Annotated in this window: 12 protein-coding genes; 10 read left to right on the top strand and 2 right to left on the bottom strand. The window is 70.0% G+C overall.

Annotation, left to right across the window (positions count from 1 at the left end):
• Positions 1 to 115: 115 nt before the first annotated feature.
• Together ligA and DNK52_RS01915 are read left to right on the top strand one after the other, a co-directional pair.
• On the top strand, positions 116 to 2260 hold the full coding sequence (gene ligA, locus DNK52_RS01920; RefSeq protein ID WP_110238992.1) for an NAD-dependent DNA ligase LigA: 2145 nt from the start codon (positions 116 to 118) through the stop codon (positions 2258 to 2260).
• Positions 2261 to 2323: 63 nt separating this feature from the next.
• Entirely contained in the window at positions 2324 to 2791 is a 468-nt protein-coding gene (locus DNK52_RS01915; protein WP_110238990.1) for a GNAT family N-acetyltransferase, read from the top strand.
• Between the two features lie 21 nt (positions 2792 to 2812).
• Here the strand turns inward: DNK52_RS01915 and DNK52_RS01910 are convergent, their stop codons facing one another.
• Positions 2813 to 3751 carry an SGNH/GDSL hydrolase family protein gene (locus DNK52_RS01910; RefSeq protein WP_110238988.1) on the bottom strand — a complete coding sequence of 313 codons (939 nt, stop codon included), beginning with the start codon at positions 3749 to 3751 and terminating at the stop codon, positions 2813 to 2815.
• Between the two features lie 150 nt (positions 3752 to 3901).
• On the opposite strand from DNK52_RS01910, the gene gatC reads away from it, so the two are divergent.
• The 8 genes from gatC to DNK52_RS01870 all read left to right on the top strand — a co-directional run bounded on the left by gatC (position 3902) and on the right by DNK52_RS01870 (position 13727).
• Entirely contained in the window at positions 3902 to 4201 is a 300-nt protein-coding gene (gene gatC, locus DNK52_RS01905) for an Asp-tRNA(Asn)/Glu-tRNA(Gln) amidotransferase subunit GatC (protein ID WP_110238986.1), read from the top strand.
• Positions 4198 to 5727, top strand: a complete 1530-nt coding sequence (gene gatA / locus DNK52_RS01900; RefSeq protein ID WP_110238984.1) for an Asp-tRNA(Asn)/Glu-tRNA(Gln) amidotransferase subunit GatA — start codon at positions 4198 to 4200, stop codon at positions 5725 to 5727. The genes gatC and gatA overlap by 4 nt, the downstream gene beginning before the upstream one ends.
• Positions 5724 to 7235, top strand: coding sequence for an Asp-tRNA(Asn)/Glu-tRNA(Gln) amidotransferase subunit GatB (gene gatB / locus DNK52_RS01895; RefSeq protein WP_110238983.1), 1512 nt, complete (start codon positions 5724 to 5726; stop codon positions 7233 to 7235). Before gatA ends, gatB begins: the two co-directional genes overlap by 4 nt.
• A gap of 349 nt (positions 7236 to 7584) precedes the next feature.
• Complete coding sequence (locus tag DNK52_RS01890) at positions 7585 to 9198, top strand: prenyltransferase/squalene oxidase repeat-containing protein (protein ID WP_110238981.1); 1614 nt, start codon at positions 7585 to 7587, stop codon at positions 9196 to 9198.
• Entirely contained in the window at positions 9195 to 10091 is an 897-nt protein-coding gene (locus tag DNK52_RS01885; protein WP_110238979.1) for a hypothetical protein, read from the top strand. Before DNK52_RS01890 ends, DNK52_RS01885 begins: the two co-directional genes overlap by 4 nt.
• Before the next feature lie 17 nt (positions 10092 to 10108).
• Positions 10109 to 11269 carry an energy-coupling factor transporter transmembrane component T gene (locus DNK52_RS01880; protein ID WP_110238978.1) on the top strand — a complete coding sequence of 387 codons (1161 nt, stop codon included), beginning with the start codon at positions 10109 to 10111 and terminating at the stop codon, positions 11267 to 11269.
• Complete coding sequence (locus DNK52_RS01875) at positions 11266 to 12885, top strand: ABC transporter ATP-binding protein (protein WP_110238976.1); 1620 nt, start codon at positions 11266 to 11268, stop codon at positions 12883 to 12885. The genes DNK52_RS01880 and DNK52_RS01875 overlap by 4 nt, the downstream gene beginning before the upstream one ends.
• Positions 12882 to 13727, top strand: coding sequence for an ECF transporter S component (locus DNK52_RS01870; RefSeq protein WP_110238975.1), 846 nt, complete (start codon positions 12882 to 12884; stop codon positions 13725 to 13727). The genes DNK52_RS01875 and DNK52_RS01870 overlap by 4 nt, the downstream gene beginning before the upstream one ends.
• Here DNK52_RS01870 and DNK52_RS01865 read toward each other — a convergent pair.
• On the bottom strand, positions 13674 to 14966 hold the full coding sequence (locus DNK52_RS01865) for a PQQ-dependent sugar dehydrogenase (protein WP_110238973.1): 1293 nt from the start codon (positions 14964 to 14966) through the stop codon (positions 13674 to 13676). The genes DNK52_RS01870 and DNK52_RS01865 overlap by 54 nt on opposite strands.
• Positions 14967 to 14969: the final 3 nt, after the last annotated feature.

The following is a 14969-nucleotide window of genomic DNA, read 5'->3' as shown; positions in this document are numbered from 1 at the left end:
GGGACGGCCCTTTTCGTAGATCATATAGCGGAGCGTCGAGGGGGTGTGCGGCCATCAGTAAAGGACGCGGCCACCCGTCGTCGAAATTGACGGTGCCAGCAGGCAGGATTCATCCATGACCTCAGAGCAGCCAGCCGTCGTCCCCGCCCCACCCGAGGCGCTGGAGCGACATGCCGAGTTGGCGGAGATCATCGAGACCGCGCGCTGGCAGTACTACGTACGCAACGCCTCCGACCTCTCCGACGCCGACTTCGACGCCAAGATGCGCGAGTTGGAGGCGCTCGAGGAGCAGTTCCCCGAGTTGATGACCCCGGAGTCCCCGACCCAGCAGGTCGGCGGCGCGGTGGAGACCCTCTTCACGCCGGTGGACCACCTCACCCGGATGGAGTCGTTGGACAACGCCTTCTCCGACGAGGAGCTCGACGCTTGGTACGAACGCGTCCTGCGCGACACCAACGCCACCCCGGCGCTGCTCTGCGAGCTCAAGGTCGACGGGCTGGCCATCAACATCCTGTACGAGGACGGCAAGCTGGTCCGCGCCCTCACTCGCGGTGACGGCCGCACCGGCGAGGACGTCACGCCCAACGTCCGTACGATCGACTCGATCCCACACCGACTGCGCGGCACCGACGAATTCCCGGTGCCCAAGTTGGTCGAGGTTCGCGGCGAGGTCTTCCTGCCGGTGGCTGCCTTCGAACGGCTCAACGCCTCCATGCTGGACGCCGGCAAGCCCCCCTTCGCCAACCCCCGCAACGCTGCCGCCGGATCGCTGCGGCAGAAGGACCCCCGCAAGACCGCCACCCGTGACCTGGGCATGGTCTGCCACGGCATCGGCGCCCGCGAGGGGTTCGAGCCGGACACCCAGTCCCACGCGTACGAGGCCTTGGCCGCATGGGGACTGCCGACCAGCACTCGCACACGCGTCCTCTCGACTCTGGACGAGGTGCGCGACTTCATCACTCACCACGGCGAGCACCGTCACGAGGTCGAGCACGAGATCGACGGAGTGGTGGTGAAGGTCGACGACATCTCGTTGCAGCGTCGCCTCGGATCGACCAGCCGCGCCCCCCGCTGGGCGATCGCCTGGAAGTACCCGCCGGAGGAGGTGCACGCCAAGCTGCTCGCCATCGAGGTCAACACGGGTCGCACGGGCCGGGTCACCCCGTTCGGACGGATGGAGCCCACCAAGGTCGCCGGCTCCACCGTGGAGATGGCCACGCTGCACAACTTCTACGAGGTCAAGCGCAAGGACGTACGCCCCGGCGACACCGTCATCCTGCGCAAGGCCGGCGACGTGATCCCCGAGATCCTCGGCGCCGTCCCGGGCCTGCGCCCCGAAGGGCTGGCCGAGTGGGTCGCCCCGACGCACTGCCCGGCCTGCGGCACCGAGCTAGTCGAGAAGAAGGCCGGCGACAAGGACCGCCGTTGCCCCAACCACCAGTCCTGCCCCGCCCAGTTGATGGAACGCGTCTTCCACGTCGCAGGGCGCGGCGCCTTCGACATCGAGGGTCTCGGCTACGAGGCTGCGCGAGCACTCCTCGACGCAGGCGTCCTGACCGACGAGGGCGACGTCTTCGCCCTCACCGCTGACGACCTGGCGCGTACGCCCTTGTTCACCCGCGCGGCGAAGAAGGGGGAGGAGGGGCCTCAGTTGACCGCCAACGCGCACAAACTTCTCGACAACCTCCAACTGCGGACGAAGGCCCCGCTCTGGCGCGTGCTGGTGGCCTTGTCGATCCGTCACGTCGGGCCCACAGCGGCCCGGGCGCTTGCGACCGAATTCGGCACCATGGACGCAATCCGCTCGGCCGACGAGCAGACGCTGGCAGAGACCGAAGGCGTCGGCGCGATCATCGCGGCCTCGGTGCGCGAGTGGTTCGACGGCGCGGAGTCCGAGTGGCATCGCGGGATCGTCGACAAGTGGGCGGCCGCCGGCGTCACGATGGCCGACGAACGCGACGAGAGCGTCGAGCGGACCCTGGAGGGGCTGACCATCGTGGCGACCGGATCGCTCGAGAACTTCACCCGCGACTCGGTCAAGGAAGCGATCATCGCCCGCGGCGGCAAAGCCGCCGGGTCGGTGTCGAAGAAGACCGACTACGTCGTGCTGGGCGAGAACGCCGGCTCCAAGGCCGCCAAGGCCGAGGAGCTCGGGCTGAAGATCCTCAACGAGGGAGAGTTCGAGACCCTGCTGGCCCAGGGACCTGCCGGGCTGGGTGATGCCGGAGCCGACGAGACGACCGAATCCGCCGAGGCCTGAGTCAGCCAGCATGTGTTGCTGATGCCGTGGATGGCAGGCGCGGGCCGCTGTCAGACTGGCCGCATGCCGATCACACTCGTCCCGATCACCGCACAACGGTTTCCCTCGTGGTGGGAACGGAGCCAGGCCGAGTACAAGGCGGACCTGATCGCTGTAGGGGAGACGCCACGGGCCGCTGAAGAGCACGCCAGTGATGCGTTCCACCGGGCCTTCCCAGCGGGTACTCCCACCCCTGACAACGCTGTGTTCGACCTCGTCGACGACACGGACGACATCGTCGGGTATCTCTGGATCGGCCGCGACAACTCGGGCGACGGCACCTCGTGGTGGGTCTGGGATGTCGTGGTCGAGCCAGAGCGCCGAGGCCAGGGTCATGGGCGAGCAGCGATGCAGCTCGCTGAAGGCCATGCACGGGCGCAGGGTGCGCGCACGTTGGGACTCAGTGTGTTCGGGTTCAACGCGGTCGCGCGCGCGATGTACGAGTCAGCCGGATACGAAACGACCAGTGTGAAGATGCGGAAGCAACTCTGAACCACCCGCACGAGAGCCCTGTCAGGACAGACCGAGCGTCTCCAACACCAGGTCGGCCGCGGCCCGCTGTCCCTCCGCGAACGGGTGGTACTCCAACGCCCGGGCGAAGTCAGTGAGCGACCCGTTGGTCCACGGCTCGTCGGAGCAGATGTCGTGGCCCTCGCTGGCGCTCCAGAGGTCGACCAGCTCGACCTCGGTCTGCTCCGCCACGTCGCGCAGCACGCTGTCGAGACGGCCACCGACCTCGACGCTGTAGGCGTAGTCACCGCGAGCCAGGGGGAGCGCCTCACACCTGCCCTTGGTCGGCGTCAGCTGCGGATAGTTGACCAGCAGGATGCGGGCGTCCGGGCTCCGCTCCCGGATCCCCTCGACGACCTTCGTCACGCGCTTGCCGGTCCGCTCGATGCTGGCGAGCAGGGTGTCCTTGCCCCCGCGACGCATCTCGTCGCGGCACGGTGCTCCGCGCTGGTCCTCAGCAGCCAGGGTGGGACAGGTCGACGTCATCGTGCCGTAGACCTCGAAGTCGTTGCCGCCGATACCGACGGTGACCAGGTCGGTCTCCTCCGTCAGCGCCTCGAACTGCGGCGGCACCTGCCCGCCGAGGGCAGTGCTCTGGGGGCCGGTCAGGTGAGTGGTGTCAGCTCCGGAGCAACTGACGTCGACGACCTCGGTCTCCGGCAGCTCCTTGGCCACCAGGGCGGGATAGTTCCCGGTCGAGCGGAAGCACCCTTCCGCGCTGAAGGAATCAGGGACGAACGGTGCCGACGTGAAGGAGTCACCCAGCGCCACGTACCGCTTCGGGGTGACGATCTTGTCCTCGACGGCGGAGGTGGCGTCGTCGGACGACGACCCCGGGTCCGCGTCGTCGAGGGTCGAACAGGCCGCCGTGCCCGCCAGCGTCAGGGCCAGGAGCGCGGCGCCGAAGCTCCGCCTCAGCCCTCGTCGTACGGGGTGGTCCATCGTGTTCCTCTTCCTGGTGCGCCTTGATGCTGGTGAGCCTGTGGTGCGGGCGGGTCCCGCGGAGTTGGTGCCCTGAGCGGAGTCAATAGGATGAGCACCAGGTGCCACCGGAGCACCGCACCAACCGTGAGTCGGCGACAAAGGATCTCCATGCCTGAAATTACCCGTGACGAGGTTGCGCACCTGGCCGATCTGGCCAGGATCGACCTCAGTGACGCCGAACTGGACCACCTGGCCCCCCAGCTGAGCGTGATCCTGGAGTCGGTCGCCTCGTTGAGTGAGGTGACGAGCGCCGACGTGCCGCCCACCTCCCACGCGCTCCCGCTGACCAACGTCTTCCGTGAGGACGTCGTACGCCCCGGCCTCACTGCCGAGCAGGCGCTCGCCGCCGCTCCCGCCTCGGAGCAGCAGCGATTCATGGTTCCGAGGATTCTGGGGGACGAGCAGTGAGCAGCTGGATCAAGAAGAGCGCCGCCGAGCTGGCTGACGCCCTGGCCGCCGGTGAGGTGACCAGCGTCGAGCTGACCCAGGCCCATCTCGACCGCATCGCTGCGGTCGACGGTGACGCAGACTCCGGCGTGCACGCCTTCCTGCACGTCGACGCCGAAGGAGCGCTGGCCCAGGCCAAGGCCTCCGACGAGCGCCGCGCCGCGGGCATCCCGGCGTCGCGCCTCGACGGCGTACCGATCGCGGTCAAGGACATCCTGACCACCATCGGCACGCCGACCACCGCCGGATCGAAGATCCTCGAGGGCTGGATCCCGCCCTACGACGCGACCGTGGTCAAGAAGCTGAAGGACGCCGGTCTGCCGATCCTGGGCAAGACCAACATGGACGAGTTCGCGATGGGATCCTCCACCGAGCAGTCCGCTTTCGGCCCCACCCGCAACCCCTGGGACCAGAGCCGGATCCCCGGTGGCTCCGGTGGTGGCTCGGCCGCCGCCGTGGCCGCCTTCGAGGCGCCGCTCGCGATCGGCACCGACACCGGCGGCTCCATCCGCCAGCCCGGCGCCGTCACCGGCACGGTCGGCGTCAAGCCCACCTACGGCGGGGTCTCGCGCTACGGCCTGATCGCCATGGCCAACTCGCTCGACCAGGTCGGCCCGGTCACCCGTACGGTCCTGGACTCCGCGCTCCTGCACGAGGTGATCGGCGGTCACGACCCGCTCGACTCGACCTCGATCGACGCCCCTGTCGGCGACCTCGCCGACGCCGCCCGTCACGGCGCAGGCGGCGACCTGACCGGCGTACGCGTGGGTGTGATCACCGAGCTCGGCGGCGAGGGCTACCAGGCCGGCGTGCTCGCCAAGTTCAACGAGTCGCTGGAGCTGCTGCGCTCGGCGGGTGCGGAGGTCGTCGAGGTCTCCTGCCCGCACTTCGTGCACGCGCTGGCGACGTACTACCTCTTGATGCCGAGCGAGGCGTCGTCCAACCTGGCCAAGTTCGACGCGATGCGCTTCGGCCTGCGCGTGGTGCCCGACGGCGACCCGAGCGCGGAGGACGTGATGCGGGCCAGCCGCGACGCCGGCTTCGGCGACGAGGTGAAGCGCCGCATCATCCTGGGCACGTACGCGCTGTCCAGCGGCTACTACGACGCCTACTACGGCCAGGCGCAGAAGGTCCGCACGCTCATCACCCAGGACTTCGACAAGGCCTTCGAGTCGGTCGACGTGCTGGTCAGCCCGACGTCGCCGACCACCGCCTTCAAGCTGGGCGAGAAGACCGACGACCCGCTGGCGATGTACCTCAACGACCTCGCCACGATCCCGGCCAACCTGGCCGGTGTCCCCGGGATCAGCCTGCCCAACGGCCTCGCCGAGGAGGACGGGCTGCCGTCCGGCTTCCAGATCCTGGCTCCCGTGACTGAGGATGCGCGCCTCTACCGCGTCGGTGCTGCGTTGGAGGCCCTGCTCGAGAAGAACTGGGGTGGCCCGATCCTGGACCGCCTCCCTGAGTTGGAAGGTGTCCAGGCATGAACGCCGCGACCCTGATGGGCCTGGACGAGGTCCTGGCGACGTTCGACCCGGCGCTGGGCCTGGAGGTCCACGTCGAGCTGAACACCAACACCAAGATGTTCTGCGGCTGCCCGGCCGTCTTCGGCGGCGAGCCCAACAGCCAGGTCTGCCCGACCTGCCTGGGGCTTCCCGGCGCGATGCCGGTGGTCAACGCCAAGGCGGTCGAGGCCGCCATCCGGATCGGTCTCGCGCTCAACTGCGAGATCGCTGAGTGGTGCCGCTTCGCCCGGAAGAACTACTTCTACCCGGACATGCCGAAGAACTTCCAGACCTCGCAGTACGACGAGCCGATCGCCTTCGAGGGCTACATGGACGTCACCATCGAGGGCGACGACGGCGAGCCCGAGGTCTTCCGGGTGGAGATCGAGCGCGCCCACATGGAGGAGGACACCGGCAAGTCGCTGCACGTCGGCGGCGCCACCGGTCGCATCCATGGCGCCGACTTCTCGTTGGTCGACTACAACCGGGCTGGTATCCCGCTGATCGAGATCGTCACCAAGCCGATCCAGGGCGCGGGCGCGAAGGCCCCGGCCATCGCCAAGGCGTACGTCGCCCAGCTCCGCGAGCTGATCCTGGCCCTCGGCGTCTCGGATGCCCGCATGGACCAGGGGTCGATCCGCGCCGACGTCAACCTGTCGTTGGCTCCGAAGGGTGCTGACAAGCTCGGCACCCGTACGGAGACCAAGAACGTCAACTCGCTGCGCAGCGTCCAACGTGCCGTGATCCACGAGATGCAGCGCCACGGCGCGATCCTGGCTGGCGGCGGCTCGATCCTGCAGGAGACCCGCCACTGGCACGAGGACACCGGCGTCACCACCAGTGGCCGCGAGAAGTCGGACGCCGACGACTACCGCTACTTCCCCGAGCCGGACCTGGTCCCGGTCGCCCCGTCACGCGAGTGGGTCGAGGAGTTGCGAGCCACCCTTCCGGAGAACCCGACCGAGAAGCGGGCTCGCCTGCAGATCGAGTGGGGCTTCAGCGACCTCGACATGCGCGACACCGTCGGCGCGGGTGCCCTGGGCCTCGTCGAGGAGACGATCGCCGCCGGCGCCGCACCCCAGGCCGCCCGCAAGTGGTGGCTCGGAGAGCTGGCCCGTCGCTCCAACGAGGACGGCGTTGAGATCGGCGCCCTGGGCGTCACCCCCGCCGACGTGGCCCGGGTGCAGGCGCTCGTCGAGGCGAAGACGATCAACGACAAGCTCGCCCGTTCGGTCTTCGAGGGGATCATCGCCGGCGAGGGCACCCCGGACGAGGTCATCGAGAAGCGTGGTCTGGCCATGGTCTCCGACGACGGTGCGCTTTCCGCAGCGGTCGAGGCGGCGATCGAGGCCAACCCCGACGTCGCCGACAAGATCCGCGACGGCAAGGTCGCCGCTGCCGGCGCCCTGATCGGTGCGGTGATGAAGGAGATGCGCGGCCAGGCCGACGCCGGCCGGGTGCGCGAGCTGATCATCGAGAAGCTCACCTGAGGTAGATCCGCCCTGCCCAGAGCCACGTCCACTTCCTGCCCGTGCAACGTGTGACGATCCGGTTGCCTGAGTGGCCAGATCGTCACACGTTGCGCCGTGGGCAGCTGCCAACGGCGCCCCGAATCAGGGGTACAGTGCAGAGGTTGCGGCAACCGCCGCCACACCTTTGAACGCCCGTCACGGGGAAAGCCGGTCCAAGTCCGGCGCTGACCCGCAACCGTAGGCACGGTCCCGACCGTGTGAGCCGGAACGCCCTTGACGACGCGTACCGAACAGAACGCTGTCGTGGAAAACAGCGGGTTCGTCTCCTCGTCGGAGCCTTCCCGCTGGTGCAGCGGGAAGGAACCACATGCACACCCTGCGTCGCACCGTCGCAGTCCTGGCCAGCTCCGCCGTCGCCCTCAGCGCGATGGCCATCACCGGCCCCGGCACCGCCGCCACTCCTTCTGCGGCACCCTCCGACCCCGCGCCCGCCGCGGCGTCCGCGAAGTGGCTGGTCGGCGAGCTCAACGCCGACAGCCTGCTCGAGATCGCCTCCTCGTACGACGGTGAGACCTTCTCGGGGCCGTCCTACGGCAACAGCATCGACCTGGCGCTGGCCCTCTCGGCCGTGGAGCAGGATCAGCCGAAGGTCTCCGCCATCACCGACGCGATCGCCGCGAACCTCGGTTCGTACGCCGGCTCCGACGGCGAGGTGTACTCCGGTTCCTCCGCCAAGGCGCTGGCGCTCGCAGTGGACCAGAAGCGCGATCCGGCAACCTTCGGCGGCGTTGACCTCACCTCACGCGTGGAGGACACCGTGCTCTCCGAGGCTCCGGTCTCCGGCCGTCTCCAGGACGCCTCCGCCTACGGCGACTACGCCAACTCCATCGGCCAGGCTTTCGCGGCCAGCGCGTTGACCGAGGTCGGTAGCACAAAGGCCGCCGCGGTCACCGACTACCTCCTCGACCAGCAGTGCGACGCCGGTTTCTTCCGCCTGTACTTCAACACGGACAAGTCATCCACGGCTCAGTCGTGCGACTCGGCCTCACCGGCCGAGCCGGCGAAGCAGAGCCCCGACACGACGGCCATCGTCGCGATCCAGCTCGCCTCGCTCGCGGCCGGCGATCCTGAGATCAAGGCGGCCCTCGACCAGGCAGGCGCCTGGCTGCTGGCCCAGCAGGCCAACGACGGCGGCTTCACCGACCCCGGCAACGGGACGAACGCCAACACCACCGGACTGGCTGGGTGGGCGCTCGCGGAGCTCGGTCACGACACCGCCGCGGCGAAGGCTGCGACCTGGCTGCGCGCCCGCCAGGTGGTCAGCGGCTGCGACGGCAAACTGAGCAAGGAAGCCGGCGCCGTTGCCTATGACGACCTCGGTTGGACGGACGGCGTCACCTACGGCATCGCCGACCCGCTCGACCGCTCGCAGTGGGTGATCGCCGGAGTCCAGGCGCTTCCCGCCCTCGCCGCGGCCCCCGCGGCCACCGCGAAGGACGCAGTGACCGCTGCCAAGTTCGCCAAGGCCGGCAGGACCGTCACCTACACCGTCACGGGTCTGGCTGCTGGGGAGCGTGCTTGCGTGACCGGCGCAGCCGGCACGAAGTCGATCATCGGCACCGGCAAGACCCTGACCGTCAAGCTGGCCAAGGCCAAGGCCGGCAAGCGTGCCGTCGCGGTCCGCAGCGCCAGCGGCAAGGTCAAGGACACCGTCCGGGTGCTCGGCAAGAAGAAGTTCAAGGTCAGGGCCGCGAAGAGCGCCAAGGCAGGGTCGAAGAGGAAGGTCACCGTACGCGGGCTCGCCGCCGGCGAGAAGGTCACCGTGAAGGTGCGCGGCAAGAAGCGGGCGAGCGGCAAGGCCAACTCGAAGGGTGTCTTCGCCAAGAAGGTCTCGGTCGGCAAGAAGCGCGGCATCGCGAAGGTGAGCGTCACAGGTCAGTACCAGACCCGCAAGGGCGCCACCAGGATCCGGGTTCGATGAAGTCACGCCGTCTCCTCGTCGCCGTCGCGCTCTTTTTGGGCGCGGCGGTGACGCCGTGGCTGGCCACCGCGCCGGCCCAGGCTGCAGCCTGCTCCGGGAGCGGGGGAGTCACCGTCGTGGTCGACTTCGCCGAGCTCGGTGGAGGTCTCACAGCAGGTTGTGACTCCTCGACCGGAGGACAACGGGCGCGTGCGATCCTCGCCGACGCCGGCTACTCGCTGACGATGGCGACCAAGTCGCCGGGCTTTGTCTGCCGGGTCAACGGCGCCCCGGCCTCCGACCCCTGCGTCGAGGCCGCTCCGGCTGATCGTTACTGGGGTGTCTGGTGGGCCGACGGCAAGGGCGGCAACTGGGTCTACTCCTCCCGCGGGGTCGACTCACTGCGGGTCCCCGAGGGTGGCTACGTGGCGCTGGCCTGGCACCAGGGCAGCGGTCGTTCCCAGCCGCCTGCCACCGTGCCCGGCTCACGGGTCCCGAAGGCGGAGCCGACGAAGGCCCCGAAACCGAAGCCGACCCCGAGCAGGGCCAGCGCGCCGAGGCAGAGCCAACCGAAGGCGCCGGCCTCGAGCCCGAACCGGGGCGGCGTGGCTGCCTCCCCGAGGGCCTCGGCGGACGCGACACCGAGCGCCGAGGCCAGCGATGGGCCCAGTGACGCACCCAGCGATGGACCCAGCGCGAGCCCGTCACCGGACTCCGAGACCCCCTCACCGGGAGAGTCGGTGGAGGTCGACCCCGGCCTGCCCACCGCGGACCAGATCGAGTCCGGACCCGAGGACGTACAGGCGACCTCGGCAACGACCGACGACGGTCTGCCGCTGTGGGTCCCGGCGTTGGTCGTCGTGGCGGTCCTCGTCGCTGCCGGAGCCGTCGTCGTACGTCGACGCGTGTCCTGAGGCGGACGGGACCTGACATGAGTACGTCGCCGAAGAGGGTGCGGTTCCCCAGGGAACTGCACCCGGTGGCCTGGTGGACCTGGGCGGTGGGCATTGCTGCCGCCGCCTCGATGACCACCAGCCCCTGGCTGCTCGGCCTCCTCGTGGCAGTCACCTGCCTCGTGGTGGTCAGCTGTCGGGGGGACGGACCGTGGGCGCGCGCGTTCAAGTTGTACCTCTGGTTGGCCGTCATCACGGTCGTCATCCGGGTCTTCTTCCGGGTCCTGCTCGGCGGCTCCGAGGTGGGGCACGTGCTCTTCCGCCTGCCCAGCGTGCCGCTGCCCGAGTGGGCCGCAGGCATCCAGCTGCTCGGCCCGGCCACCCGCGAGCAGATCCTGGCCGGCCTGTACGACGGCATGCAACTGGCCTGCATCCTGTTGGCCTTCGGAGCAGCCAACGCGCTGGCGAATCCCAAGCGCCTGCTCAAGGTGATGCCCCCGGCCCTGTACGAGATCGGCAGCGCCATGGTGGTCGCCGTCTCCGTGCTGCCCCAACTGGTCGACAGCGCGCGCAGGGTCAAGCATGCCCAGGAGTTGCGTGGGGGAGAGCCCGGTCGGATCCGTGGACTCCGCCGGCTCCTCGTCCCGGTCCTGGAGGATGCTTTCGACCGGTCGCTGGCCCTGGCTGCGGGCATGGACGCGCGCGGGTACGGGCGAGCCGGCGGGACCGACCCGAAGGCGCGGCGCGTCACGGGGGCGCTGATGGTGACGGCGCTGCTCGGCACCTGCGTCGGGGTGTACGGCTTCCTCGACTCGACCACACCGGCCTGGATCGGGCTCCCGATGCTCGGCCTCGGTGCCCTGTGCGCGGTGCTCGGCATGGCCAGCGCAGGGAGGCGGGTGCAGCGCACGCGCTACCGCCCCGAGAAGTGGCAGCAGGCCGAGCTCCTGATCGCGGGCTCCGCGGTCCTCACCGCCGTCCTCGTCTGGTGGGTGGGGCGTACGTCCGGCTCCATCGCCCACCCCGGGGTCGAGGTGCTGCCCCAGATCACCCTGCTCGCACTGTGCGCTCCGCTGGTGGCCCTGGTGCCGATCCTGGTGGCGCCACCGGCCCCGACGGTCGCCAACCGGACCGTGCCGCGCAGCGCCCCGGATGCGGCTTCTCGTCGCGCGCGCACTCCCGAGGAGGTGGCCCGATGATCCAGTTGAAGGGCATCGAGTTCCGCTACGAGGACCGCACGGTCCTCGACCACGTCGACCTCGAGATCACCGACGGCGAGTTCGTCCTGCTGACCGGTGCCACGGGCTCGGGGAAGTCGACGCTGCTCGGGGTGGTCGCGGGTCTCGTCCCCGACTACACCGGCGGCACCCTGGTCGGAGAGGTCCTCTGGGACGGGATGAGCATCCTCGAGCTCCCGGCCCGCGAGCGCGCCGACCGGATCGGCTTCGTCGGGCAGAACCCGGCCGCCTGGTTCGTCACCGACACGGTCGAGGAGGAGTTGGCCTACGGCATGGAGCAGTTGGGCCTGCCGCCCGCCACCATGCGACGCCGCGTCGAGGAGACCCTCGACCTGCTGGGCATCGCCGACCTGCGCCATCGGGACCTGCGGACCCTGTCGGGAGGTGAGCAGCAGCGCGTCGCCATCGGGGCGGTCCTGACCATGCATCCACGCCTGCTCGTGCTCGACGAGCCCACGTCCGCCCTCGATCCCACGGCGGCCGAGGACGTGCTCGCGATCCTCACCCGCCTCGTCCACGACCTCGGGGTCTCGGTGCTCGTCGCCGAGCACCGGATCGAACGCGTCGTCCCCTTCGCCGACCGGATGGTGCTCCTGCGGCCCGACGGCAGCGTTCAGGTCGACGAGCCGCAGACCATCCTGGAGACCTCGCCGATCGCCCCGCCGCTGGTCGACCTGGGGCGCCTGGCCGGCTGGCGGCCGCTGCCCCTGACCGTACGTGACGCGCGCCGTCGTGCGGTCTCCCTGCGCGAGCGCCTCGATGAGTCGATCCAGGACGGCCGACCAGCTCCCGTCGACCGCGACCAGCCGACCGGCCCCCCGGCGTCGTCGGCGCGCTCGCTGGTGGTGGCCCAGGGGCGTACTCCCGTGCTGACCGGGGTGGACCTCACCCTGCACCCCGGCCGGGTGATTGCGTTGATGGGTCGCAACGGTGCCGGCAAGTCGACCCTGCTGTGGGCCTTGCAGGGCCGGCTCGGGCGGGTCTCCGGCACCGTCGAGACGGCGGGCCTCGACCCCCACACGGTGGGCGGCGACCGGCGCCGGCTGCTGAGCGGCATGGTGCCGCAGACGGCCGCCGACCTGCTCTACCTGGAGAGCGTCGTCGACGAGTGCCGGGCAGCCGACGACGCGGCCGGGGCCCAGCCGGGTCACTGCCGCGACCTGCTCGAACGCCTCGCCCCGGGCATCGATCCGACCACCCATCCGCGCGACCTCTCCGAGGGCCAGAAACTGGCGCTGGCCGTGGCCGTGGTGCTGACCACCAGGCCACCGGTGCTGCTCCTGGACGAGCCGACCCGCGGGCTCGACTACCCGGGCAAGGCAGCGCTCGCCTCGATGCTGCGTACGTTGGCCGACGAGGGGCACGCGGTGCTCGTCGCGACCCACGACGTGGAGTTCGTGGCCCAGACCTGTGACCGGGTCGTGGTGCTCGCCGAGGGCGAGGTGGTCTCCGACGGGCCGACCCGCGCGGTGGTCGCCGAGTCGCCGTCGTTCGCCCCGCAGGTCACCAAGGTGCTCGGCGCGCCCTGGCTGCGGGTGGACGAGGTCGCCGCTGTGCTGGACGAGGTCCTCGGATGAGTGCGGACGAGGCCACCGCCACGGCAGCCGTGCCCCGGCGCGACAACTCGATGCGGATCGGTCCCCGTTCCGCCCTGATGCTGCTGCTGGTCTCCGTGGTCGGGGTGATGATGCTCGGCTGGCCCCTGCTGCTGGAGGTGCCGGACGGCGTGCGCGTCGACCCGCCCTTCCTCTTCCTGGCCCTGATGCCGTTGCTGTTGCTCATGGTCCTCGCCGAGATGACCGAGGGCGGGATGGATGCCCGGGTGCTCGCGATCCTGGGCCTGCTCTCCGCGATCAATGGAGTGATGCGTGGCCTCGGAGCGGGGGTGGCCGGGATCGAACTGATCTTCTTCCTGCTCATCCTCGGCGGCCGGGTCTTCGGCCCCGCCTTCGGGTTCGTGCTGGGCTGCACGTCACTCTTCGTCTCCGCGCTCTTCACCGCAGGCGTCGGACCGTGGCTGCCCTTCCAGATGCTGGTCTCGGGATGGGTCGGGATGGGAGCAGGGCTGCTCCCTCGCCGCGTGGGTGGCCGCGCCGAGATCGCGATGCTGGTCGTCTACGGGATCCTCGCCGCCTACCTCTACGGCCTGGCGATGAACATGTGGGGATGGCCGTTGGCGTTGGGCATCGAGGTGCCCGGCTACGAGGCCACCGAGCTGTCGTACGTGACCGGAGCGCCGTTGATGGAGAACCTGCACCGCTTCGGGCTCTACTCGCTGGTGACGTCCACCGGCAGTTGGGACACCGGCCGGGCGATCACCAATGCGCTGGCGATCGGCTTCCTGGGTCCGGCGGTGCTGACCACGCTACGGCGTGCTGCCCGTCGGGCGGTCGTTGTCAGGAGTCGGACCGCCTCCTGAGGTCGGGGACGCGTCCTCTGGGGTGGGGGACGCGTCTTCGGGGGTGGGCGTGGGCGACGCGTCTTCTGAGGTCGACTGTCCCGTCCCGGGGGCGACCTGCATGATCTGGTCGTCGTCCGGGGCCGGATCGCCGCGCCCGTCGCGGTTCGAGGTGGTGACCCACAGGTTGCCCTCGGGCGTGGTGACGACGGTGCGCAGTCGGCCGTACTCACCCACGAAGTGGGGCGTGGTCCTGGCGCCGCCGCGAGGATCGATGGTCACCTGCCAGAGCCGGGTGCCGCGCAGCGCTCCCAACCACAGGGATCCGTCGGCCCACGCCAGACCGGACGGGGAGGCCTCGTCGGTCGTCCACGTCGCCACGGGGTCGACGAAACCCTCACTGCCCTCGGCGGTGGCGTTGTCTGCGGCGCGCCCCTCGAGCAGGGGCCAGCCGTAGTTGCCGCCGGACTCGATCTTGTTCAGCTCGTCGAAGTTGTCCTGGCCGAACTCGCTCGCCCACAACTGGTCGTCGTCGTCCCAGGCGAGACCCTGGATGTTGCGGTGGCCGAGCGACCAGACCGGTGAGTCGGCCGTCGGATTGCCGGGAGCAGGCTCACCGTCGGTGTTGATGCGCAGGATCTTGCCGGCCAACGACTGGGTCTCCTGGGCCAGTTCAGGCTCGCCCGCGTCGCCGGTGGCCACGTACAGGAAACCGTCGGGACCGAAGGCGATGCGTCCACCGTCGTGGTAGTCGGCGCGGGGGATCGAGGTCAGCACTGGCTCGAGGTTGCGCAGCCGGCCCCTGACGAACTCCCCACGCAGGACCCGGTTGTCGGTCCGGGAGGTGAGGTACAGGAACACCTGCTGGTCGTCCGCGAAGGTGGGGGAGACCGCGATGCCGAGCAGTCCGCCCTCCTGGCTGTCACCCACCCCGTCGATCGTCGCGACTCGCCGGGTGTCCCACTGGTCCCCGTCGGGAGTCAGGTGGAGGACGCGCTGCCGGTCCCGCTCGGTCACGAGCGCTGATCCGTCCGGCAGGAAGGCGAGCCCCCAGGGGACGGCCAGGTCGGTGGCGATGGTGTCGGTGAGCTCGACCGGTGCGGGGGTCGGCTCAGCCGACTCCGTGGGCGACTCGGACTCGGCAGGAGTGGGGGTCGGTTCGGTGGTCGGGTCGGTCTCCGGAGAGCCGGTGCAGCCACTCAACGTGAGGGCAAGGGCAGCCGAGGCGGCGATGCCGGTGAGTCGGTGTGCGGTGAACATCAG

The organism is Nocardioides gilvus, assembly GCF_003194605.1.
GTDB lineage: Bacteria > Actinomycetota > Actinomycetes > Propionibacteriales > Nocardioidaceae > Nocardioides > Nocardioides gilvus.
The sequence above is the reverse complement of the archived record's forward strand: the minus strand, read 5'-3'. Positions and strand labels throughout refer to the sequence as shown.

Bases quoted from the DNA above. Each gene is read 5' to 3' on its own strand.
- DNK52_RS01880 (WP_110238978.1), top strand. From the start codon at position 10,109: ATGAGTACGTCGCCGAAGAGGGTGCGGTTCCCCAGGGAACTGCACCCG.
- DNK52_RS01890 (WP_110238981.1), top strand. From the start codon at position 7,585: ATGCACACCCTGCGTCGCACCGTCGCAGTCCTGGCCAGCTCCGCCGTC.
- DNK52_RS01910 (WP_110238988.1), bottom strand. From the start codon at position 3,751: ATGGACCACCCCGTACGACGAGGGCTGAGGCGGAGCTTCGGCGCCGCG.
- DNK52_RS01865 (WP_110238973.1), bottom strand. From the start codon at position 14,966: ATGTTCACCGCACACCGACTCACCGGCATCGCCGCCTCGGCTGCCCTT.
- DNK52_RS01885 (WP_110238979.1), top strand. From the start codon at position 9,195: ATGAAGTCACGCCGTCTCCTCGTCGCCGTCGCGCTCTTTTTGGGCGCG.
- DNK52_RS01870 (WP_110238975.1), top strand. From the start codon at position 12,882: ATGAGTGCGGACGAGGCCACCGCCACGGCAGCCGTGCCCCGGCGCGAC.
- DNK52_RS01915 (WP_110238990.1), top strand. From the start codon at position 2,324: ATGCCGATCACACTCGTCCCGATCACCGCACAACGGTTTCCCTCGTGG.
- gatC (WP_110238986.1), top strand. From the start codon at position 3,902: ATGCCTGAAATTACCCGTGACGAGGTTGCGCACCTGGCCGATCTGGCC.
- DNK52_RS01875 (WP_110238976.1), top strand. From the start codon at position 11,266: ATGATCCAGTTGAAGGGCATCGAGTTCCGCTACGAGGACCGCACGGTC.
- gatB (WP_110238983.1), top strand. From the start codon at position 5,724: ATGAACGCCGCGACCCTGATGGGCCTGGACGAGGTCCTGGCGACGTTC.
- ligA (WP_110238992.1), top strand. From the start codon at position 116: ATGACCTCAGAGCAGCCAGCCGTCGTCCCCGCCCCACCCGAGGCGCTG.